Consider the following 19,428-nt stretch of genomic DNA (forward strand, 5'->3'; position numbering starts at 1 on the left):
AGCCGGCGGTCCAGCATCGCCTGCCCGAAGCGCACCAGGTCCGAGGGCGTCGACAGGTATCCGCCCGCCGCGAGCACGCAGGTGATGTCCACCTCCGGTGCGGGCCGCGTGACTCCGCCCGAGCGCGAGTACGGCACCGCCTCGTCCGCCGTGCGCTCCCCGGGCACATCCGGCACGGTGGCGCGCATCCCGAGCGGCCCGAGGACTTCGCGCTGCATGAACGCGGCGAACGGTTCGCCCGCGCGGGCCTGCACCACGGCGCTGGCGAGCACGAAGCCGTAGCTGGAGTAGCTGTACCGCGTGCCAGGGCGGAACAGCAGCGAATCGGCGCCGAACACCCGGATGCCGTCACGCACGTCCGTGCAGCGCGTGCGGCTCATCATCTCGTCCACCGTGCGGTAGTGGCGGATTCCGGACGTGTGGCCCATCAACTGGCGCAGCGTCACGGGCCAGGGCTTTTCCGCGAACTCCGGAACCACGTCCCGCACGGGGGCGTCCACGGCCAGCCGCCCGCGCTGGTGCAGCAGCCCCACGGCGGCCGAGGTGAGCGCCTTGGCCGTGCTCCCCACGCGGAACTGCGTCGCGGGCGTCACGGGCCGGCGCTGCTCCACGTCCGCCCACCCGAATCCCTCCGCCCAGACGATCTCCCCGTCCACCCCGACCGCGACGGAGAGCCCCGGCAGCGTGTCGCTCGCCAGGAGCGCGCGCGCCAGCCCCCGCGCCTGCTCGATCCTTGCGGCGAGGGCGGAGTCGGGCTGCGCGCCCGCGTGCGGCGCGGCGGCCATCAGCGCGGCTAGCGTGAGCGCCCGGAGCACGAAAGCGCGCCGGCGGCGGGAAAGGGACTGCATCATCAGAACGGCTCCATGGGATTGCGGACCGGCGCCGGCTCGGTGAGCGCGCGGCCGTGATCGGAAGGAAAGCGGGAGAGGATGATGACGGGCCGCGGGTGGACGGCCGGCGTCCACCCGCGACCCGCCATCGCTGGATCAGCGGCGGCTGCCCGTAAGCGCGCCGCCCTGGCCGGCGTACGACCAGTTGCCGGACACGCGCGTGCCGGCGACGTCCAGGTTCAGCACCAGGTCGCCCTGGTTGCCGGACGCGGTCACCCGGACCCGGTTCCCTTCCACGGCGACGGCGCGCACCGGCATTTCTCCCGTCACGGGCGAGGATACGGAGCCGCCCCACCCGCCGTTCGCGTTGCGCGCCAGACGGACGACGCCGTCCACGGACTGCCCGCCCACCTGCGTATTGAAGTCGTACGTGCCCGCCGCGTCGAACGCCGCGGCGGGTGACCCCGCGGTCGTAGACGGGGTGGTTTCGGCGGCCGGCGCGGTGGCGCAGGCGGAAAGGGCCGCGGTCATCAGGACGGCGGCGGCGGAACGGGCGATGCTGGTCATCTTCATCTCGATGGAAAGAAGTGTCGGTACGGCTGGTGGATGGAATCGGCGCCGCCCAGCCGGGAAGCCGGCGCCGAAAAGTGTCGATCCGCATCCCCCGGGACGGCCGCTCCCTTGTGTGGATCACGGAGGGTGGCGTCCAGGGTGGATGCTGGGCAACGCATCTGATCGTGTATAGCAAGGCAAGTGGTCCGGAAGAAACCGCCCGGTGTGGGGCGGCTTCCGGGGATGGACGGCGCCGGGCGCCGTCCATCCCAACCACGGCGGACTACAGCGCGGCGTCCAGATACAGGTCCACGCGCCAGCCCTTGGGCTCGCGGATGGCGCGCGACAGGTCCAGGCGAATCAGCCCGTCCAGCAGGCTGGCGCCGATGCCGGCGGAGAGCAGCGACGGGTCCCCGCGCCAGGCGTCGCGCGCGCCCACCCAGCCGGCGTCGCTGAACAGGACCAGCCGCGCGGCGGGGGTCGGCGTCGCCAGCTCGGCGCGGGCGCGCCAGAACGATTCGCCGCCCGCGAGCGCGCCCTCGTAGCCGCGCACCGTCGTGGTTCCGCCCAGGTACCACAGCCCCTGCAGCGGCACGTCGCCCGTCGTGGTGCCGGCCGCGCCTTCCAGCGCCAGGGCCAGCCGGCCGCCCAGCGGCGACGCCAGCCGCGCGAACGCCTGCCCGCGCCCGAACTCGAAGGTGCCCGTCTGCGCCTCCAGGCCAATGCCCGTCGTCAGCCGCGCCGGGCTGCGGTCCGAGCCAAAGTCGCGGCGCAGCCCGAGGCCGGCGCCGAACTGGTCCGCGCGCGCCGCCGGGCGCACCTCGCGGAACGCGTCGCCGCCGTCCCACACCTGTCCCAGCGTGACTTTGGTGTTGCGTGTGGTGGGGTGCTGGTGCTCGCCGAACAGGCGCCAGTTGTACGTCCACGCGCCGGTGCGGATGGGCGTGCCGGTGAGCTCCGCGCCGCTGGCCAGGAAGTAGTCGTATTCATCGCGCCCCAGCAGCAGGGCGCTCAGCGAGTTGCCCATTCCCAGCGCGCGGGAGTTGGGGTCGAACGGCACCAGCCGCCGGTAGCCCGCCAGGCGCGTGTTCCAGATTGCCGTCTGCCGGGTGACACCCAGCTCCGCCTTGGGCTCGCGGTCCGCCAGGCCGATGCGGAATTCGCCGTCCACCGTCAGCGGCCCGTACTCCACGTCCGCGCGGGCGCCCACGGAAAGCGCCTCCACCCGGTTGTAGCGCAGCATGCGCAGGCTGGCGATCTCCGTATGCAGCTCCGGCATGGCATCGCCAAAACCGGGAACCAGCACGCGGGCCAGCGACTCCACCTCTTCGCCCGTGATCAGCCGGCTGCTCCCGTTCACCAGCGGCGGGGGAAGGTCGGCGCTGGCCAGCAGCGCGGCCGTGTCCGTGGGGATCTCCACGTTCCACACGCTGCACGCGCCGTTGCTGCACATGCAGGCGCCCTGCACGGCCTTGGCCTGCTCACGGCACACGCGCATTCCCGCCGTGTCGCGGCGCGCCACCACGGCCTCCAGCGGCGCACGCTCCGGCGTGGCGCTGGCGGTGACCTGGTAGTTCTCGTAGCTGCGCTCAAAACGGACGGGAAGGCCGGCCAGCATGCCGATGTTGGCCTCCATGTCCACCGCCATCAGCCGCGGCAGCCAGAACCGGTTCTGCGTCAGCGCGTACTCCACCGTCACGTACCGCACCGTCGCGCGCACGCCGCCCGCCATCCCCAGAAACCCCGGGATGTCCTCCACGTCGCGCTGCAGATCGAACGGGCGCGCCGTGGTCATTACGCTGCGCACGACCCCGTGCGACTGCATGTCGATCCACAGCGTTCCGCGCAGCAGGTTGAACTCGCGCCGCCGCGGAATGATCTCCAGTTGCACCATCTGCAGCCGCGTGCCGTCGGGGAGCCGCACCGTGGTGGTGTCGCCGGAGCGGAAGCGGTAGTGCGCCTCGCTTCCGGCGCTCAGCGGATCGATGGGCTCCAGGCTCACGTTCACGCTGGTCCCGGTCTTCTTGCCGGTGCTGTCGCGGACCGCGTGCACTCCCTCCCGCACGCTGTCCGGCATGGGCCGGGCGGTGCCGCTGTCGGTGTCCACGCGCGAGCCGACGCCGAACGAAAAGATGTCCAGCTGCAGCTTGTCGGGGTCAAAGGCCATGTCGGGCCCGTCGCCGCGCAGGTTGCCGGGAAGCTGAAGGCCGGTGGAGGTGCTGGGCGACGATTCGCGGGCGCCCAGCACGCGCACGGTGCCCGGCTGTCCGCGGCGCCAGCTGATGCCGACGGCGATCTCCTGGCCAAACAGGGTGCGGTTGCGCGAGAGCGCTTCCACGCCCACGTGGGCCCGCTGCTTGGCGGTGACCTGATAGGCGTCGATGGTGCGCTCCACGCGGGCGCGGCGGTCGCGGGCCGCGGCCACCAGCTGGCGCGTGCCCGCGTCGGCGTACGCGGCGGTCGTGTCCTGCGCCACGGGCGTGCTCTGCAGCAGCGCGGCGAGGGCGATGTTCAAAAGCATGGGGAGAATGCTCGTAAGAAGTGGGAGGGGGCGGCTCCGGGTACGCGCCGGGCCGCCGGCGAGTTTCAGTTCCCGGGGCGCGCCGTGGAGTCGGCCTGCGCGGGGCGGGCCGGCTGCGGGGACGGCGATGCGTGCCAGTGGATCAGCTTCCACCCGTCGCCGCGCCGCTGGAACACGAGCGAACGGCGCGACGGGTTGGCCGTCCCCAGCTCAAAGCTGACGATGCTCACGTCGCCCGCCATCTGAATGCGCAGCTTCTGCGGAACGATCCCCAGCCGCGGCTCGCCCGGGCGGCCGGAGCGCGCGTAGGCCGCACGCGCGCCTTCAAAGAAGGTGCGAAAGCGCGCCTCCACCGCCGCGCGGCCATCCACGCGGGCGGGCGTGTCGCCGAACGGAAAGAACATCGTCACGTCGTCGGCCATGTAGCCGCTGAACCGCTCCCACTGCAGCGAGTCGAAGGCGGCCAGAAAGCCGGTCGCGGCGGCGTGCGCGCCCGCCGAGTCCGCGGCGGCCGTGCGGGCCTGTCCGCGCGCGGCGCCGTTCTGCGCCTGCGCGGTGCCGGCGGTCGCCAGAGCGGCCATCATCGCGGCCGCGCCGAGAAATTTCACGATCATGTGGATGAACAGGGGATTCGGTGGGAAAGATCTGACGATGGAGAGCGGTGCGGAACCGGACACGATGGATGGGCCGCGGTCCGTACGCCGTGTGTTCATCCGGCGCGGCACACCGCCAATGCGACGAGAGTGCCAATCCCGTGGATCACGGCAAGTCTTTGCGATGGAAGAAGATGCGCTTGAGCGCCGTCGATCTCTCCGCCGGGTGTGTCGTGAAACTGACACACGATCCGGATACACCGTACTCCGGGGAGGTCGGCGCCGCCGCAGAGCGTCAGCGCGGGCGCAGCAGCCGCCGGAGCACCGCGCGCACGGCCAGGTGCACGCCGAGCGCGAGGGCCAGCATCATGGGAACGAGCCACATGCCAAGCACCTCGCGCCCCGCCCGCGGCCCGGGGTCGCTGGCCACCAGCTGCAGCTGAAAGGGCTCGCCGGGGTCGTGCATCCAGAGGCCCGTGTTCGCCGGCTCCAGCATCTTGTTGACCGCGAGCAGCACGGCGAACACCGCCACGGAATACGCGGCCACCACCGGGAGCAGCAGCACGACCCCCATCCACCGCCGCCCGGCCAGCCGCGCGATCAGTCCGGGGCGCGGCCATTCCGTTCGAGGCGCGAGGAACTGGCGGGCGTACACCTGCGCCGGGCCCAGTTCCGCCAGCACCTGCGTCACCGTGCGGGCTGGCGGGCGCCGGGTGCCGTCCAGCACGTGGCTGCGCATCTCCAGCAGGATGTCGCGCCGCTCAGGTTCAGGGAGGGTGGAAAGCTCGGCCTCCAGGCGGGACAGGTACTGCTCCAGCGCCGCGTCGCGCTCCGGATGGTTCGGGATCACGTCCGCTCTCCGCGCGTTCCCGGTTCCGGCCAGCGCGCGTACAGCATCCGCAGCCCGCGCGACACGGCGAAGTGGATGACGAGGGCGAGCAGCAGCGCGATGGGCACCAGCGCGTATCCCACCACCTCCGTCCCCGGCCGCGGCTCCGGGCTGATGCCGATGAAGCTGAACCGGCGGTGCCCTTCCGGCCCCGTCATCCAGTACCCCACCGTGCTGGGCGCCAGGAGCTTGAGCACGGCGACACACAGCCACATCAGCGCGATGGCGTACCAGAACGCGACCACGAACAGCAGGGGAAGCGTCTTCCACCCCCCCGTGGCCAGCCGCGCCAGGTCGTGCAGGGCGCCGGGGCGGGGCGCCGGCTCGTCCGCGGCCGCCGCCTCTTCCGCGTCGTCCTGCCCGGGACGGAAGCGGCGCGCGTACTCCTCGGGCGCGCCCAGTTCCGCAAGGACGGCGTCCACGCCGCGATTCGTGCGACCGGTCTGCTCCAGCACGTGGCCGCGCGTTTCCAGCAGGATGTCGCGGCGCTCCTCGGCGGGAACGTCCGCCAGCGCCGCGTCCAGCCGGGCGAGGTAGGCGTCCAGCCGGCCGGATGCCTCAGCGCGGCTCACGGACCGCCTCCGCGCCCAGGATCTGCCGCATTCCCGCCTCGAACTGCGTCCACTCGGCCAGCATCTCCGCCAGCAGCGCGCGCCCCTCGTCCGTAACCGCGTAGTACTTGCGGGGATGCGCGGCCTCGGGGTCTTCCACCCACCGGCCGCGGATCTTGCCTTCCTTCTGCAGCCGGTTCAGCAGTGGATAAATGGAGCCTTCGCTCAGCTCCAGCCCGCCGGACGCATGGATGCGGTCCAGCAGGTCCAGCCCGTAGCTCTCGTGGCGGTCCAGCGTGGCGAGCACCGCCAGCTCGGCCGCGCCCTTCCGCAACTGCGACTTCCACGCGTTCAGATCCATCGGCAGCCCCGGTTAGGCAAGTAATCGTGCATAACACGATATGGTAGACAGACGTTTCCGGCAAGGGGGATGTACTCGTGATTCGCCGGGATGATGAGAAAAGGGCGGGACCGCCTCAGCAGCCCCGCCCTCCCATCGGTCAGTCCAGCGTATTGCCGCGGTTGCGCCACTCGCGCCAGCCCGGCTCGTCCTTTTCCACGAACGGCCCCAGCCCGCCGTGCTGCCGAAGGAACTCGCGCTCGTCCGGGTCCCGCGCCGGCCGCGTCATCCCCGTGGGATCGGTGCGGGCGCGCAGTTCGGCCACCGCGGCGCGGCTCCGCTCCCACATCGCCCGCAGTTCGGAAAGGTCGATGTCCTTGATGCTCATGGCCTTAACGGTAGTGGGCATGCCAGAGCCGATCAAGAGCCTCGGTCGTGAGCGGCGATCCGGAATCCAGAAACCCGAGCAGCAGGCTCAGCGTGTCTTCCGCACCTTCCGCCCGCAGCATGCCGCGCAACAGTTCCTCGTCCATCGACGACCTGAACGACTGCAGGAGTTCGATGGACTGCTGGCCGTACGCCCAGTACTTCCAGTACCGGTAGCCGACGATCCGCTCCGCCAGCAGAGCCTCGCGGCGGATAATGCGCAGCGTGAAATCACCAATCGAAAACTCGCTCACCGGCTCCGTCATGGAGTTGCCGGGAACTTCCACGAACAGATCGGCTCGGATCCAGTGCCGCCCGTTCTTCAGGAGCCCGAGAGATGTGAGCACCTGGTGAATCCGCTCCCGAGTTCCGCTTTCCACAACGAAATCCAGGTCGCTCGTCTGGTATCCGGCCGGAACGTAGAACTCGAGGGCTCCACCTCCGACCAGGGTGGCGCGCATGGCCGACCGTTCCAGCGCGGCGGAGATTACGGCTGCGGAAAGCGTCATCCGCTCCACGTGCTCGCCGTCGGACTGCCACGCCTCCTCCAGCGCGGCGCGCAGGTCGTCGTTGGCGAGAGGCGAATCCGTCATCGGTATCCCGCGGCCTGCAGGTTGAAGAGCTCGGCGTAGCGGCCGCCGAGAGCCAGCAGTTCGTCGTGCGTGCCCTCCTCCAGCACGCGGCCGTGCTCCAGCACGATGATGCGGTCCGCCATGCGCACGGTAGAGAAGCGGTGCGAGATCAGGATCGCCATCTTCTCCTCCGTCAGTTCCGAGAAGCGCTGGAACACCTCGTATTCCGCGCGCGCGTCCAGGGCCGCGGTGGGTTCATCGAGGATGAGGAGCTGCGCATCACGCATGTAGGCGCGGCCGAGCGCCACCTTCTGCCACTGTCCGCCAGACAGGTCCACCCCGCCCTCGAAGCGGCGCCCCAGCATCTGCCGGTAGCGCGCGGGGAGCGCTTCCACCACGTCCGAGGCGAGCGAGCGCCGCGCGGCATCCACCACGCGCGGGTGCTCGGCGTCTCCCTTGCCCGCCAGCTCGCCGATGCGGCCGACCGCGATGTTCTCCTCCGCGGTCATGTCGTAGCGCACGAAGTCCTGGAAGATGACGCCCGCCTGGTCGTACAGCTCCGCCGGGTCGTACACGCCCAGCGGGTGCCCGTCCAGCAGCAGCGTCCCCCGCGTGGGCTCGTACAGGCGCGTGAGCAGCTTGGTGATAGTCGTCTTACCCGCACCGTTCTCGCCCACCAGCGCCAGCCGCTCGCCCGGCGCAATGCGCAGCGACACGCCGCGCAGCACCCACGACGGATCGTCCGAAGGCGGGTCCGCCGGCGCACCGGCGTCGTCGCCCGTGGCCGGGTAGCGGAACCACACGTCGCGGAACTCGAAGCCCTGGCGTATGGGCCGCGGGAACGGGAGCGCCGCCTCCGGCCTGCGGATGGTGGGCCGCATGGCCAGAAAGGTGAACAGATCGTCCAGGTACAGCGCCTGTTCGTACAGGTCCGTGGTGGACAGCAGCATGCGCTGGATGAGGTCGCGCGAGCGCGAGAACGTCCCCGCCAGCAGCGTAAGGTCGCCCAGCGTGAGCCGCCCCAGCACCGTGCGGTACACGATGGTGCCGTAGGCCGCGTAGTATCCCAGGGTGGAGACGATGGTGAGTGCCGTGCTCACCAGGCTGCGGCGGATGGCCAGGCGGCGGTTGGCGGCGTAGAACTGGTCAGACAGAACGCGGTACTGCTCGATCAGAAAGGGCGCGAGGCCAAAGAGCTTCACCTCCTTGGCCGTCTTGTCCGACGCGCCGATCATCCGATAGTAGTCCAGCCGCCGCCGCTCCGGCGTCCACTGGTACAGCAGCGAGTAGCCCAGCGAGGCAAAGTGCGTCTCGCCCAGGAAGGAAGGCAGCACCGCCAGCACCAGCAGCACGAAGAGCACGGGAGAAAAGGCGAGCAGCGTGCCGATGAGCGTGAGCAGCGTGACCGCGTCCTGCGCCAGCCCGAACATCTGCGCGAGCAGGGCGATGCGTCCCACCGTCTGCCGGCGCGCGCGCTCCAGGCGGTCGTAGAACTCCGGATCCTCGAAGTGCTGCAGGTCCAGCTCGGCGGCGTGCTCCATCAGCTGCACGCTCAGGCGGTTGCTGAACAGGTCGCCCAGCAGGCTTTCCAGCAGCGTGCCCCCGCGGGCCGCCATTTCGCCCACCACCACGATGCCGAACTCCAGCGCGACCAGGGAGGCGATGCGGTTCCAGTCCGGCGTGCCGGCGCGCGAGGCGGCCACCACCTCGTCCACGATCAGCTTGCCGATCCAGAGCGTGGCGATGGGGACGAACGCGCGCAGCAGGCGCAGCGCGGCGATGCCCAACACGTAGCCGCGGTGCGTGCGCCACACCATGCGCACGAATGGGGGAAGGTTGCGCATGGCGCGCAGCCGCTCGCGAAGGGTGGGGCGTCCCTCGGTGAGCGACCGCCGCCGCTGGCCTACGTGAGTGCGAGCCTGTGCCATGAACCCGGGTCCGGAGTGCGCGATGGAGCCCGGAAGATACCATCGGCGCGGGCGGAGAGCGAAAGGGAAGTGCGGGAGGGGAAGTGCTGAGTGCTGAGCGCTGAGTCCGGGCACTGGGCCCTGGTCACTGGGCACTCGTCCCTGGGCACTGGCCACTCCGCACTCCGCACTCCGCACTTCCCTCCTAGCACTACGTTTGTAGGCGCTTTCCCGACATACACCGCACCGGAGCCTCCTTACATTCCCGCCCAACATGGAAGGGTGCGCCCCCGCGCCGGGAAGCCCGCGCGGATACTGGCGCGCGCCGGAGGGGCGGCGTATTATGGCGCCCGGTCCGGGCCGCCGCCCTGCGCACGGCTCGCGCGCCCGCGCGTCCCGGCTCGCTGGACCCTTGCAGAACGCCGAACACCCACAGCCGATGAAGTCAGTTCTGACCGCCGCCGGGTCCCTCCGCCGGCTGCGCCCCGGACGGGCGCTGCGCAGCGGCCTCCCCGCGCTGCTCCCCCTGCTGCTCGTCGTGGCCGCGGCCTGCGGGGACGACCACCTGACGCGCTTTCCGCAGTCGACCTTTGCCCCCGCCACCGAAATGGCGGAGGAGCAGATGTTCCTGTTCCACCTCACCATGTGGATGGGCATCGCGGTCGGCCTGCTGACCTTCGGCCTGATGGCCTGGATCCTGTGGAAGTTCCGCTACCGCCCGGGCGGGCCCGAGGCGCAGCAGTTCCACGGCAACACCACGCTCGAAATCGCGTGGACCCTGCTTCCCGCCCTGATCGTGGCGGTGATCGCGGTGTTCACCGTGCGCGCCATCTTCATCACCCAGCCCGAGCCGCCGGCCAACGCGCTCAACGTGCGGGTGATCGGCAAGCAGTGGTGGTGGGAGTTCCAGTACCCGGTGGGCAAGGACACCATCGTCACCGCCAACGAAATCCACGTTCCCGTGGGGCAGCCCGTTCAGCTGCTGCTGGAAAGCGACAACGTGCTGCACTCCTTCTGGGTGCCGCAGATGGCGGGCAAGCGCGACCTGATCACCAACCGCGTCAACCGGCTCATCTTCACCCCGCGCGAGCCGGGCGTGTACATGGGCCAGTGCGCCGAGTTCTGCGGCGACAGCCACGCGCTCATGAAGATGCGGCTCATCGCCCACACGCCCGAAGGCTTCCGCCAGTGGCTGGAGAACGAGGCGCGCCCGGCCGTGGAGCCCACCGACAGCGCCTCGGCCGTGGCCGTGGGCAAGAAGCTGGTGACGCAGGGCGTCTGCGCGGGGTGCCACGTAATCAAGGGAACCCCCATGGTGGGGCGCACCGGCCCGGTGCTCACGCACTTTGGCCGCCGGCGCACGCTGGCCGCGGGGATCCTGGAGAACAACGCGGAAAACCTGCGCCAGTGGGTCCGCAACGCGCCGTCGGTAAAGCCGGGGTCCAAGATGCCGCAGCTGGGCGGCGACATCCCCAACGGCCTCACCGAAGAGCAGATTACGTACATCGTGGCCTACCTGCAGAGCCTGCAGTAGGCGCGGCACCGCGGCAGATACGCCCGCCCCCGGCCACCGGGGGCGCGCTTCCGTGATCAGGCGCCCGGGCCACACCGGCGCCCCGAACCCGATGGAGTAGGAATGGCATCAACCGCTACGGTGGCGGCCCCGCACAGCCTCGCCGCCGCCCACCCCGAGCCCCGGGGGCTGTGGAGCTGGATCACCACGGTCGACCACAAGCGCATCGGCATTCTGTACGGCGCCACGGCGTTCTTCTTCTTCCTGGTCGGCGGCCTGGAGGCGCTGCTGATCCGGGTGCAGCTCGCCGTGCCCAACAACGACTTCGTCAGCGCCGACCTGTACAACCAGCTGTTCACGGTGCACGCGCTGACCATGATCTTCGGCGCGCTGATGCCGCTTACGGCGGCGCTGTTCAACTACATGGTGCCGCTGCAGATCGGCGCGCGCGACGTGGCGTTCCCGCGCTTGAACGCGCTGTCGTACTGGATCTACCTGTTCGGCGTGCTCTTCTTCAACACCGGCATGCTGCTGCAGGTGGGCCCCAACTCCGGGTGGTTCGCCTACGCGCCCATCACCACCCGGCAGTTCTCGCCCGGGCTCAACATGGACTTCTACGTCCTGGGCCTGCAGATCCTGGGTCTGTCGTCCATCCTGGCGTCGCTCAACTTCATCGTGACGATCGTGAACATGCGCGCGCCGGGAATGCGGCTCATGCGCATGCCGATCTTCACCTGGATGACGCTGATCACCAACGTGCTGATCGTGACGGCGATGGCGGTGTTCACCATCGCCGTGACCGAGCTGATGTTTGACCGCGTGTTCGGCAGCGCCTTCTACGACATCAACAAGGGCGCCGACCCGCTGCTGTGGCAGCACCTGTTCTGGATGTTCGGCCACCCCGAGGTGTACATCCTCATCCTGCCCATCATGGGCATGGTGTCGGAGGTGATCCCCACCTTCAGCCGCAAGCCGCTGTTCGGCTACAACGTCATGGTGTTCTCGGGGGTGCTGATCGGCTGGCTGGGGTGGGGCGTGTGGAGCCACCACATGTTCGCCACGGGCATGGGCCCCATCGCCGACAGCTTCTTCGCGCTGTCCACGATGCTCATCGCCATTCCCACGGGCATCAAGATCTTCAACTGGCTGGGCACGCTGTGGGGCGGCAGCATCCGCTTTACCACGGCCATGCTGTTCTCGCTGGCCTTCCTGGCCATGTTCACGGTGGGCGGCATTTCGGGCGTGATGCACGCCGCGGCCCCCAGCGACCTGCAGCAGACCGACACCTACTTCGTGGTGGCGCACATCCACTACGTGTTCTTCGGCGGCACGGTGCTGGGGCTCTGGTCGGGGATCTACTACTGGTACCCCAAGGTGTTCGGCCGGCTGCTGAGCGAGCGGGCGGGGCAGGCGCACTTCTGGCTCACCCTGATCGGCATGAACATCACCTTCTTTCCCATGCACTTTCTGGGGATGCTGGGCATGCCGCGCCGCATCTTCACGTACGGCGACAACATGGGCTTCAACGAGATGAACGCCCTGATCTCGGCGGGCTCGTTCATCCTGGCGCTGGGCACCCTGGTGTTCGCCGTGAACCTGGCGCTGTCGTGGAAGTTCGGGCGCAAGGCGGGCGCGAACCCGTGGGGCGCGGCCACGCTGGAGTGGTCCATTCCGTCGCCGCCGCCGGTGTACAACTTCGCCCGCATTCCGGTGGTGCACTCGCGCATGCCCCTGTGGGAGGGCGACGCGGGGCGGCAGGCCGGCATTCCGCGCGGCCGCACGGAAGAAGAAACGGAGCAGGTGACGCTGCTGGGGCACAAGGTGGGCGAGGTGGCCGATCCGGAGTCGGACGTGAACAAGATGTCGCCCGACCAGGCGATTCACCTGCCGCCCCCGTCGTACTGGCCCATCATTCTGGCGGCCGGCATCTCGATGATCTTCATCGGCCTGCTGTTCCGCCACATGGAGGGCGCGCTGCACAACCTGTGGTACATGACCCCCGCGGGCGCGCTGCTCACGGTGGTGGCCATCTACGCCTGGGCCTTTGAGCCGGGGCACAGCCACGAGCACTGAGCGAACGGGAAGTGCCCGGTGCCGAGTGCCCCTAAACGGGCCGCGGACCGCCACCGGGCGCCTGGGCACTGTGCACTGGGCACTTGTACCCGGGCACTGAGCACTCGCTGTTGAGCACCGCATTACCGAACGCTGTCCTTTCTTTCGACACAGGACCATGGACCATTCGCATGCGCTGAGCGCGCACGAGGCCAACCCGGCCCACCTGGACACCAGCACCGGCCTCGACAACCGCAAGCTGGCCTTCTGGGGCTTCATCGGCTCGGAGTGCCTTCTGTTCGGCTCGCTGATCGCCACGTACATGGCGTACAAGGGCAACAGCATCAGCGGGCCCACGCCGCACGGCGACTGCTGGAAGGGCGTGCCCTGCGTGAACCCGGGGCACGGCATCTTCAACCTGCCGCTCACCACCGTCAGCACCTTCATTCTGCTGATGAGTTCGGTGGCCATGGTGCTGGCGCTGAACTACACGCAGCGCGGCGAGCGGATGAAGAGCGCCCTGTGGCTGTTCCTGACGGCCTTTGGCGGCAGCATCTTTCTGGGGTGCCAGGTCTACGAGTTCACGCACTTCTACCACGAGGGGCTGTCGCTGGGCACCAGCCTGTTCAGCAGCAGCTTCTACCTGCTCACGGGCTTTCACGGCGCCCACGTAACGGCGGGCGTGCTGTACCTCATGACGCTGGCGTGGATGGCGTACCGGGGCCGCATCGGGCCGGAAAAGTCGCTCAACGTGGAGCTGGCCGGCCTGTACTGGCACTTCGTGGACGTGATCTGGATCGTGATCTTTCCCCTCGTGTACCTGATCAAGTAAGCGAGCATGAGCAGCGAAACGCACGAGATGGCCCACGGGGCGCACGCGCACCCCACCAACCGCTTCTACCTGATCATCGGCGCCATTCTGCTGGTGCTCACCGGTCTGGAAGTGCTGGGGTACCTGGGCGAAACGAACGGCACCCTGGGGAGCGGCGCGGCCGCCACCATCATCCTGGTGCTGTCGGCGGCCAAGTTCGTTCTGGTGGTCGCGTACTACATGCACCTCAAGTTCGATCACAAGCTGTTCACCGGGGTATTCCTGTTTCCGGCGGCGCTCGCGATCCTGGTCATCGGCAGCATGATCATGCTGTTCCACATTCTGCACGGAACGGCCACCCGGTACCCGGGGCACGGAACGCTGACCAACAACGAGTCGGTGCACGGCACCTCCACAGCGCCCAGCGGCAACCCCACGGCGCCCACCACGCCCAGCACGGGCGAGGCGGCGCCGACGCCGCACTGACCTCACCGCGGTACGAGGTTCTGCAATGCAGTCTGCGGTTCTGGGTCTCGCCCTTCTGCACGGGGGCGAGACCTTTTCCTGGAGTGAATGGAAGGTCTACCCCAGCTTCATGGCGGGGTGGCTGCTCATGGCGGGCGCCTACTTTCTGGCCATCGGGCCGCTGCGGCACCGCTTCGCGGGGTCGTCGCCGGTGCCGGGCCGGAAGGTGGCGTCGTTCGCCTTTGGCCTGGTGATGATGTTCGCCTCGCTGCAGGGCCCCCTGCACGAGCTGAGCGACTACTTTCTGTTCAGCGCGCACATGGTTCAGCACCTGGTGCTGATCCTGATGATGCCGCCCTTTCTGCTGTACGGCACGCCGGACTGGCTGCTGCGCCCGCTGGTGCGGCGCACGTGGGGGCGGCGCATTGCCCGCGCGCTCACCTTTCCGCTGGTGGCGTTCGCGCTCAACAACATCATCTTTCTGGCCTGGCACTTTCCGGGTCCGTACGACCTGATGATGCGCAACCACAACGTCCACATCACCATGCACCTGATGATCATGGTGACGGGGACGATCATGTGGTGGCCGGTCATGAGCCCGCTGCCGGAGCTTCCGCGCGTGGCGCCCGTGCTCCAGATGGTGTACCTGTTCCTGGTGGGGATTCCCATGATGGTCTCCGCCGCGCTCATCACCTTCTCGCAGAGCGAGCTGTACAGCTGGTACGTGGAGGCCCCGCGGCTCATCCCCGCGCTGTCGGCGCTGGAGGACCAGCGGCTGGGCGGGGTGATCATGTGGGTGCCGGGCGGGCTCACGCTCTGGCTGGCCATCACCGCCGTGTACTTTCGCTGGACCAACCGCGAGCGCAGGGAAGACGAAGCCGTCACCCTGGCGCAGCCGCGGGTGAACCGCTCCGGCCTGGTGGTCACCGCCCCGCCCCCGTTCCCGGGCGGCTGACCCCTCCGCCGCACGATCACGACGACCGCCGCCCGGTTCCCCCGGGCGGCGGTTTTCTTATGTCGCGCAGCGCGATTCCGCCCCGCTCCCGGCGCTGTGCGGATTGTGCTTGTTCGTCTGTCGGGAAACGGGTCCGCACGGTGGCGGCTCGCGGTATTGGACGTTCAGAGTGAACGTTTTATCTTGGTGAGTGGACGGTGCGCGCGGGTCTGCCCGGCCCGTTCTGGCGATCAGCGCCGAATCTTCTCTCACGCCGGAGGTTCACATGTCCGACGTATCACCGGAATCCGAAGCGGCCGGGGACGAGCCCGAGATCGACTGGGATGCTCGGCGAAAGAGGTTGGAAGAAGAAGGAATCCTGGTGCGCGGGCATGAATCCAAGACGCCGATCGACTGGGACGCGCTGGAGTTTCTGCCGTTCACTGCGGATGAGGTCAGCGCCATGTTCATGGAGCTGCGCAACACGGGAAAGCTCTGAAGCTGCACAGGATCGACTGGCCCGCCGGCGTGCGTTCCGCCGAGGTGGAACCGAACCAGAAAGCGGCGCATCAGCTCCGCAACCCTTGAACACGGGAGTTTTCGTATGTCCGAGGTACAACCGGAACCGGAATCGGCCGGGAACGCACCGGAAATCGACTGGGATGCCTGGGAGAAGAGGCTGGAAGCAGAAGGGATTCTTGTGCCCGGGCAGGAATCCGACAATCCGATCGACTGGGATGCCCTGAGATTCCTTCCCTTCACGGAGGACGAGGTCAGCGCGATGTTCATGGAGCTCCGCAACACGGGGACGCTATGAAGGTGTACTTTCTGGAGTCTTCGGCCGTCGTGCGCCTGTACGTCGTGGAACCAGGATCCGAGACCGTGAAGGAACTCCTGAGGGGCGCCAACGCACAGCCCCCGCGTGCCAAGATCTGCATCTGCGACCTGGCTCTGCCTGAAACCGTTTCGGCGCTGCAGCAGATCGCGAACGGGCCCAATGCTTCCCGTCGGGGACTCAGTCCGGCCGCATACAGGCGCACGCTTCCGGAAGTCCGCTCACAGATGCTGGCCAAGAAACCAGGGGTCCGGATTGCGTCGAGCGGCTGCATGCCGCTGGCGGCGGATGTCGTCGACCGGCGGAGGGTGCGAGGGGCGGACGCCGTGCACATCGCGGCGGCGCTGGTCGCGCGTGAGCAGGTGGAAGCCGGAGTGCCGTTCATCTTCGTGAGCGCGGACATCCGCCAGTGCCGCGCGGCGGAGCAGGAGGGATTCGCCGTCCTGGAGCTGTGAACAGAAAAGCCGCACGGCTGGCAGCCGCACGGCGTCTCTGTCGTCCAATCTGATCCCGGTCAGGACGTCGGCAGCATGGGCTCCGACTTGGGGATGGGCGAGCAGGCCAGCGCCGGGGTGGCCGGGCCGGCGTTCTGCCCCTTCACGATCAGCGAATGCGCGCCGCTCATTACCGTGGCCGGCGGCAGCGGGACGGTGTCGGTGACGGAGGCGACCCCGCCCGCGCCCACCGTCAGCGGGCCGATTTCCGCCACGGAGGTGCCCGCCGTTCCGCACGCGCCCTGCACCAGGGCCGCCTGCACCTGCTGCCCCTGCGGCACGCCGCTGACGTTCATGGACACCTCCGTCTGCTCGCCGATGCCGCGCATGTTCACCCCGCCGCGCACCCCGGAGTTGTTCACCGGGGAAAGCTGCCCCGCGGCGATCATCTGGTCCGGCGTCCGGGTGGAGTGAATGTTCGGCGCGGCGTCGCCCGGCCCGCCCACCGGCTCCCCGGTCTGCTGCACCCCGGGCGTGGCGTCGGAAACCGGCACCTCCGCTCCTCCGCCCTCCGCCTGCTGTCCCCCGCCGCCGCCGCCGCATGCGGCCAGCAGAAACAGCGCGCCCAACGTTGCCGCCCGTCGTGTCATCGTCGTCCTTCCGTCGTAGTCGCGGGATCTCAGCTTGTGCAAACCTTTCGCAAGCTGCGTTCCGCTCACGCACCCGCAAAGCGGCGGCGCGCCGCTTCCAGCTGCTCGGGGCGGCCGATGTCCAGCCAGGCGCTCCCGTCCACGCGGTAGGGCAGAATGCGCTCCCCCGCGCCCGCAAGCCGCAGGTACGGCTCCAGGATGCTGAACGCCCCCGTTTCCGTAAGCAGGGCGGGGAAGCGGGGGGCGAGCACGTGCACCCCCGCGAACGGGAGCGCGACCACGGGGCCGCGGGCGGGGCGCACACGCAGGTCCACCCCCTTGCCTTCGTCCACGCGGCCCAGCAGGCCGTCGTCGTCAAAGAGCAGCTTGCGGGTGGACGGACGGTCCAGCACGGCCACCGTGGCCAGCGGATCGCCCGCGGCCGTGTGCGCGGCGTACAGCGCGTCCAGCGGCAGGTCGGTGGCGATGTCGGCGTTGTGCAGAAAGAACGGCGCATCCCCGCGGAACAGGGGCCGTGCGGCCAGCAGCGCGCCCCCCGTCTCCAGCGGCCCCGGGTCTTCGCGCGAGAACAGGGCGGGCACCCCGAACCCGTCCTGGGCGCGCACGTAGTCCTCGATCACCTCCGCCAGGTACGACGTGTTGATGATCAGCCGGTCCGCGCCGGCGGCGATCAGCCGGCGGGCCACGCGCTCCAGCATGGGCACGCCGCCCACCTCGATCATCGCCTTGGGCGTGTGGTCCGTCAGCGGGCGCAGGCGCGTGCCCAGCCCCGCCGCCAGAATCATGGCGTCCATCAGGCGGGTTCCGTGGCGCCGGCCGTGGCGCCGGCCATCTGCGCCATCGCCAGGTCCCGGTCGGGCCAGTGGTCCTGCTCGCGGTGCGTGAGCACCACGTGCACGGACGGGTAGTTGGCGCGCAGGTACGCGGCCAGCCGCTCGGCGAAGTACACCGAGCGGTGCTGCCCGCCCGTGCACCCGAAGTTCACGGACAGCGAGCTGAAGCCGCGCGTAAGCCAGGCGCCCACGTGGTGCTCGGCCAGACCGCGCACGTGGAGCCAGAAGTCCTCCACCTCCGGAAGGCTTTCCAGAAAGTCCTTGACCGGCTCGTCGCAGCCGCACAGGCTGGCGTACTCCGAGTAGCGCCCCGGGTTGTGCACCGCGCGGCAGTCGAACACAAAGCCGCCGCCGTGGCCGCCCGCGTCGTCGGGGTAGCCGCGCTTGTAGCTGAAGCTGCCGGTGTAGACGGTGAGTCCCGGCTTGGGCGCGGGCTGGCGCTTGCGCAGCGTGGTGCTGCCGCAGATGGTCTCCAGCACGGCGCGGAACTCCGGCAGTTCCACGGGCACGAAGCCGGTTTCCAGCAGCCGCTCCACGTTGCGGATGGCCTGGGGCACGCTCTGCAGAAAGCGCGGCTTGCGCTCAAAGAATCCGCGGTAGCCGTACGCGCCCATCGCCTGAAGGATACGGACCAGGGTGTAGCCGCGCAGGTGCTGGCGAAAGCGGTCGCGGTCCACCGGCATCCGCTTCTCCAGCTCGCCCAGGTAGTGCTCCAGCAGTTCCTCCCGCAGCGGCTCCGTGAGCCCCACCTTCGGGTCGTACAGCAGCGAGGCCACGTCGTACTGCAGCGCGCCGCGGCGGCCGCCCTGGTAGTCGATGAACCAGGGCTCGCCGTCGCGCACCATGACGTTGCGCGACTGAAAGTCGCGATACAGGAAGTGCCGCGTGTCGGCGCCCAGCAGAAAGGTGGCGAAGCGGCGAAAGTCCTTCTCCAGCCGCGCCTCGTTGAACGGAATGTGCGCCAGCTTGAGGAAGTGGTACTTGAAGTAGTTCAGGTCCCACAGGATCGACTGGCGGTCGAACGCGGCACGCGGATACGCCACCGAGTAGTCCACCGCCTGCCCGCCCTCCACCTGAAAGCGCGGGAGCACCTCCAGGATGCGGCGGTAGATGGGGAGCATGGCGGCGGGAAAGTCCGCGTCCGGGTCTGCCTGGCGCGCCTGGCCCACGGCGTCGAAGAGCGTGGTTTCGCCCAGGTCCTCCTCGATGTACACGCCCGCCTTGCGGTCCACGGCGTACACTTCGGGGACGGGGAGGTCGATGGAGCGGAACGCGCGCGTGAACGCCAGGAACGCGCGGTTCTCGTCCGGGTCCGGCCCCACCACGCCCACGGCGGTTTCCATGTTCGGGCCCACCAGGCGCACCATCTTGCGCGCGGAGCCGTCCCCGGCGATCTCGAGGACGCTCACCGGCGGCGCGCCGAAGTGCTGCTTGAAGAGCCTGCGGAAGATTCTGTCCACTTCGCACTCGGGTTGTGGCGGATGCAGCGCACGGTCGCGTGACCGGGCGCAACCTACAGCCGCAACGGTGGTGCCGTAAGATCGCGGACGGCGCGGACGAGGCGTGCCGGTGGGCGATCGGCGAGGCGTGGGTTGGTCCGCTGCACTCCGCACTCCGCACTCAGAACTCCGCACTGCGGTTCCGGGCGTGCCCCTCCGCTGCGCTCCGGGTCGGGCTTCGCGCGCCGTAGGCAACGATACAGCTGTTGCCAACGGCGCCG

General features: G+C 69.3%; 21 protein-coding genes. 8 read left to right on the plus strand and 13 right to left on the minus strand.

Annotation, left to right across the window (positions count from 1 at the left end; translation table 11 throughout):
* From VF665_RS18350 to VF665_RS18395, 10 genes are all read right to left on the minus strand, one after another.
* Positions 1 to 848: serine hydrolase domain-containing protein (locus VF665_RS18350; RefSeq protein WP_331054905.1), on the minus strand; the 848-nt coding region annotated here is incomplete at its 3' end.
* A gap of 138 nt (positions 849 to 986) precedes the next feature.
* Positions 987 to 1,397, minus strand: a complete 411-nt coding sequence (locus VF665_RS18355; RefSeq protein ID WP_331054906.1) for a hypothetical protein — start codon at positions 1,395 to 1,397, stop codon at positions 987 to 989.
* A 268-nt stretch (positions 1,398 to 1,665) separates the two neighbouring features.
* Positions 1,666 to 3,903: a BamA/TamA family outer membrane protein gene (locus VF665_RS18360; protein ID WP_331054907.1), complete on the minus strand. Its 2,238-nt coding sequence runs from the start codon at positions 3,901 to 3,903 to the stop codon at positions 1,666 to 1,668.
* A 65-nt stretch (positions 3,904 to 3,968) separates the two neighbouring features.
* Complete coding sequence (locus VF665_RS18365) at positions 3,969 to 4,517, minus strand: nuclear transport factor 2 family protein (protein ID WP_331054908.1); 549 nt, start codon at positions 4,515 to 4,517, stop codon at positions 3,969 to 3,971.
* A 274-nt stretch (positions 4,518 to 4,791) separates the two neighbouring features.
* Positions 4,792 to 5,346 carry an HAAS signaling domain-containing protein gene (locus tag VF665_RS18370; RefSeq protein WP_331054909.1) on the minus strand — a complete coding sequence of 185 codons (555 nt, stop codon included), beginning with the start codon at positions 5,344 to 5,346 and terminating at the stop codon, positions 4,792 to 4,794.
* Entirely contained in the window at positions 5,343 to 5,957 is a 615-nt protein-coding gene (locus tag VF665_RS18375; protein ID WP_331054910.1) for an HAAS signaling domain-containing protein, read from the minus strand. Before VF665_RS18375 ends, VF665_RS18370 begins: the two co-directional genes overlap by 4 nt.
* The gene (locus VF665_RS18380; RefSeq protein ID WP_331054911.1) at positions 5,944 to 6,297 is read right to left on the minus strand and encodes a PadR family transcriptional regulator; all 354 of its coding nucleotides are present in this window, start codon (positions 6,295 to 6,297) and stop codon (positions 5,944 to 5,946) included. Before VF665_RS18380 ends, VF665_RS18375 begins: the two co-directional genes overlap by 14 nt.
* Positions 6,298 to 6,436: 139 nt before the next feature.
* A complete protein-coding gene (locus VF665_RS18385; RefSeq protein ID WP_331054912.1) occupies positions 6,437 to 6,664 on the minus strand; it encodes a hypothetical protein in 228 nt (75 codons plus the stop codon).
* Between the two features lie 4 nt (positions 6,665 to 6,668).
* Complete coding sequence (locus tag VF665_RS18390) at positions 6,669 to 7,295, minus strand: hypothetical protein (RefSeq protein WP_331054913.1); 627 nt, start codon at positions 7,293 to 7,295, stop codon at positions 6,669 to 6,671.
* Positions 7,292 to 9,202: an ABC transporter ATP-binding protein gene (locus VF665_RS18395; RefSeq protein WP_331054914.1), complete on the minus strand. Its 1,911-nt coding sequence runs from the start codon at positions 9,200 to 9,202 to the stop codon at positions 7,292 to 7,294. Before VF665_RS18395 ends, VF665_RS18390 begins: the two co-directional genes overlap by 4 nt.
* Before the next feature lie 418 nt (positions 9,203 to 9,620).
* Here VF665_RS18395 and coxB point away from each other — a divergent pair, with 418 nt between their 5' ends.
* From coxB to VF665_RS18435, 8 genes are all read left to right on the plus strand, one after another.
* Positions 9,621 to 10,715, plus strand: a complete 1,095-nt coding sequence (coxB, locus tag VF665_RS18400; protein ID WP_331054915.1) for a cytochrome c oxidase subunit II — start codon at positions 9,621 to 9,623, stop codon at positions 10,713 to 10,715.
* Positions 10,716 to 10,817: 102 nt separating this feature from the next.
* Positions 10,818 to 12,767: a cytochrome c oxidase subunit I gene (gene ctaD / locus VF665_RS18405; RefSeq protein WP_331054916.1), complete on the plus strand. Its 1,950-nt coding sequence runs from the start codon at positions 10,818 to 10,820 to the stop codon at positions 12,765 to 12,767.
* A 157-nt stretch (positions 12,768 to 12,924) separates the two neighbouring features.
* Positions 12,925 to 13,578: a cytochrome c oxidase subunit 3 gene (locus VF665_RS18410; protein ID WP_331054917.1), complete on the plus strand. Its 654-nt coding sequence runs from the start codon at positions 12,925 to 12,927 to the stop codon at positions 13,576 to 13,578.
* A 6-nt stretch (positions 13,579 to 13,584) separates the two neighbouring features.
* Complete coding sequence (locus VF665_RS18415; protein ID WP_331054918.1) at positions 13,585 to 14,043, plus strand: cytochrome C oxidase subunit IV family protein; 459 nt, start codon at positions 13,585 to 13,587, stop codon at positions 14,041 to 14,043.
* Between the two features lie 25 nt (positions 14,044 to 14,068).
* The gene (locus VF665_RS18420; RefSeq protein ID WP_331054919.1) at positions 14,069 to 14,977 is read left to right on the plus strand and encodes a cytochrome c oxidase assembly protein; all 909 of its coding nucleotides are present in this window, start codon (positions 14,069 to 14,071) and stop codon (positions 14,975 to 14,977) included.
* A 265-nt stretch (positions 14,978 to 15,242) separates the two neighbouring features.
* On the plus strand, positions 15,243 to 15,455 hold the full coding sequence (locus tag VF665_RS18425; RefSeq protein WP_331054920.1) for a hypothetical protein: 213 nt from the start codon (positions 15,243 to 15,245) through the stop codon (positions 15,453 to 15,455).
* A gap of 105 nt (positions 15,456 to 15,560) precedes the next feature.
* Positions 15,561 to 15,773: a hypothetical protein gene (locus VF665_RS18430; protein WP_331054921.1), complete on the plus strand. Its 213-nt coding sequence runs from the start codon at positions 15,561 to 15,563 to the stop codon at positions 15,771 to 15,773.
* On the plus strand, positions 15,770 to 16,246 hold the full coding sequence (locus tag VF665_RS18435; protein WP_331054922.1) for a type II toxin-antitoxin system VapC family toxin: 477 nt from the start codon (positions 15,770 to 15,772) through the stop codon (positions 16,244 to 16,246). The genes VF665_RS18430 and VF665_RS18435 overlap by 4 nt, the downstream gene beginning before the upstream one ends.
* Before the next feature lie 59 nt (positions 16,247 to 16,305).
* Here VF665_RS18435 and VF665_RS18440 read toward each other — a convergent pair whose 3' ends face one another.
* The 3 genes from VF665_RS18440 to VF665_RS18450 form a co-directional block, all read right to left on the minus strand.
* Positions 16,306 to 16,875 carry a hypothetical protein gene (locus tag VF665_RS18440; RefSeq protein ID WP_331054923.1) on the minus strand — a complete coding sequence of 190 codons (570 nt, stop codon included), beginning with the start codon at positions 16,873 to 16,875 and terminating at the stop codon, positions 16,306 to 16,308.
* A gap of 65 nt (positions 16,876 to 16,940) precedes the next feature.
* Positions 16,941 to 17,669, minus strand: a complete 729-nt coding sequence (locus VF665_RS18445) for a nucleotidyltransferase family protein (protein ID WP_331054924.1) — start codon at positions 17,667 to 17,669, stop codon at positions 16,941 to 16,943.
* Positions 17,669 to 19,168: a RapZ C-terminal domain-containing protein gene (locus tag VF665_RS18450; RefSeq protein WP_331054925.1), complete on the minus strand. Its 1,500-nt coding sequence runs from the start codon at positions 19,166 to 19,168 to the stop codon at positions 17,669 to 17,671. Before VF665_RS18450 ends, VF665_RS18445 begins: the two co-directional genes overlap by 1 nt.
* Between the last annotated feature and the right edge of the window lie 260 nt (positions 19,169 to 19,428).

Origin of the sequence: Longimicrobium sp., from assembly GCF_036387355.1 — a bacterium.
Taxonomy (GTDB): Bacteria; Gemmatimonadota; Gemmatimonadetes; order Longimicrobiales; family Longimicrobiaceae; genus Longimicrobium.

Excerpts from the sequence above, each read along its gene's own strand:
- VF665_RS18355 (WP_331054906.1), bottom strand. The coding sequence starts at position 1,397 with ATGACCAGCATCGCCCGTTCCGCCGCCGCCGTCCTGATGACCGCGGCC.
- VF665_RS18360 (WP_331054907.1), bottom strand. The coding sequence starts at position 3,903 with ATGCTTTTGAACATCGCCCTCGCCGCGCTGCTGCAGAGCACGCCCGTG.
- VF665_RS18365 (WP_331054908.1), bottom strand. The coding sequence starts at position 4,517 with ATGATCGTGAAATTTCTCGGCGCGGCCGCGATGATGGCCGCTCTGGCG.
- VF665_RS18380 (WP_331054911.1), bottom strand. The coding sequence starts at position 6,297 with ATGGATCTGAACGCGTGGAAGTCGCAGTTGCGGAAGGGCGCGGCCGAG.
- VF665_RS18385 (WP_331054912.1), bottom strand. The coding sequence starts at position 6,664 with ATGAGCATCAAGGACATCGACCTTTCCGAACTGCGGGCGATGTGGGAG.
- VF665_RS18390 (WP_331054913.1), bottom strand. The coding sequence starts at position 7,295 with ATGACGGATTCGCCTCTCGCCAACGACGACCTGCGCGCCGCGCTGGAG.
- VF665_RS18395 (WP_331054914.1), bottom strand. The coding sequence starts at position 9,202 with ATGGCACAGGCTCGCACTCACGTAGGCCAGCGGCGGCGGTCGCTCACC.
- coxB (WP_331054915.1), top strand. The coding sequence starts at position 9,621 with ATGAAGTCAGTTCTGACCGCCGCCGGGTCCCTCCGCCGGCTGCGCCCC.
- ctaD (WP_331054916.1), top strand. The coding sequence starts at position 10,818 with ATGGCATCAACCGCTACGGTGGCGGCCCCGCACAGCCTCGCCGCCGCC.
- VF665_RS18410 (WP_331054917.1), top strand. The coding sequence starts at position 12,925 with ATGGACCATTCGCATGCGCTGAGCGCGCACGAGGCCAACCCGGCCCAC.
- VF665_RS18415 (WP_331054918.1), top strand. The coding sequence starts at position 13,585 with ATGAGCAGCGAAACGCACGAGATGGCCCACGGGGCGCACGCGCACCCC.
- VF665_RS18420 (WP_331054919.1), top strand. The coding sequence starts at position 14,069 with ATGCAGTCTGCGGTTCTGGGTCTCGCCCTTCTGCACGGGGGCGAGACC.
- VF665_RS18425 (WP_331054920.1), top strand. The coding sequence starts at position 15,243 with ATGTCCGACGTATCACCGGAATCCGAAGCGGCCGGGGACGAGCCCGAG.
- VF665_RS18430 (WP_331054921.1), top strand. The coding sequence starts at position 15,561 with ATGTCCGAGGTACAACCGGAACCGGAATCGGCCGGGAACGCACCGGAA.
- VF665_RS18435 (WP_331054922.1), top strand. The coding sequence starts at position 15,770 with ATGAAGGTGTACTTTCTGGAGTCTTCGGCCGTCGTGCGCCTGTACGTC.
- VF665_RS18440 (WP_331054923.1), bottom strand. The coding sequence starts at position 16,875 with ATGACACGACGGGCGGCAACGTTGGGCGCGCTGTTTCTGCTGGCCGCA.
- VF665_RS18445 (WP_331054924.1), bottom strand. The coding sequence starts at position 17,669 with ATGGACGCCATGATTCTGGCGGCGGGGCTGGGCACGCGCCTGCGCCCG.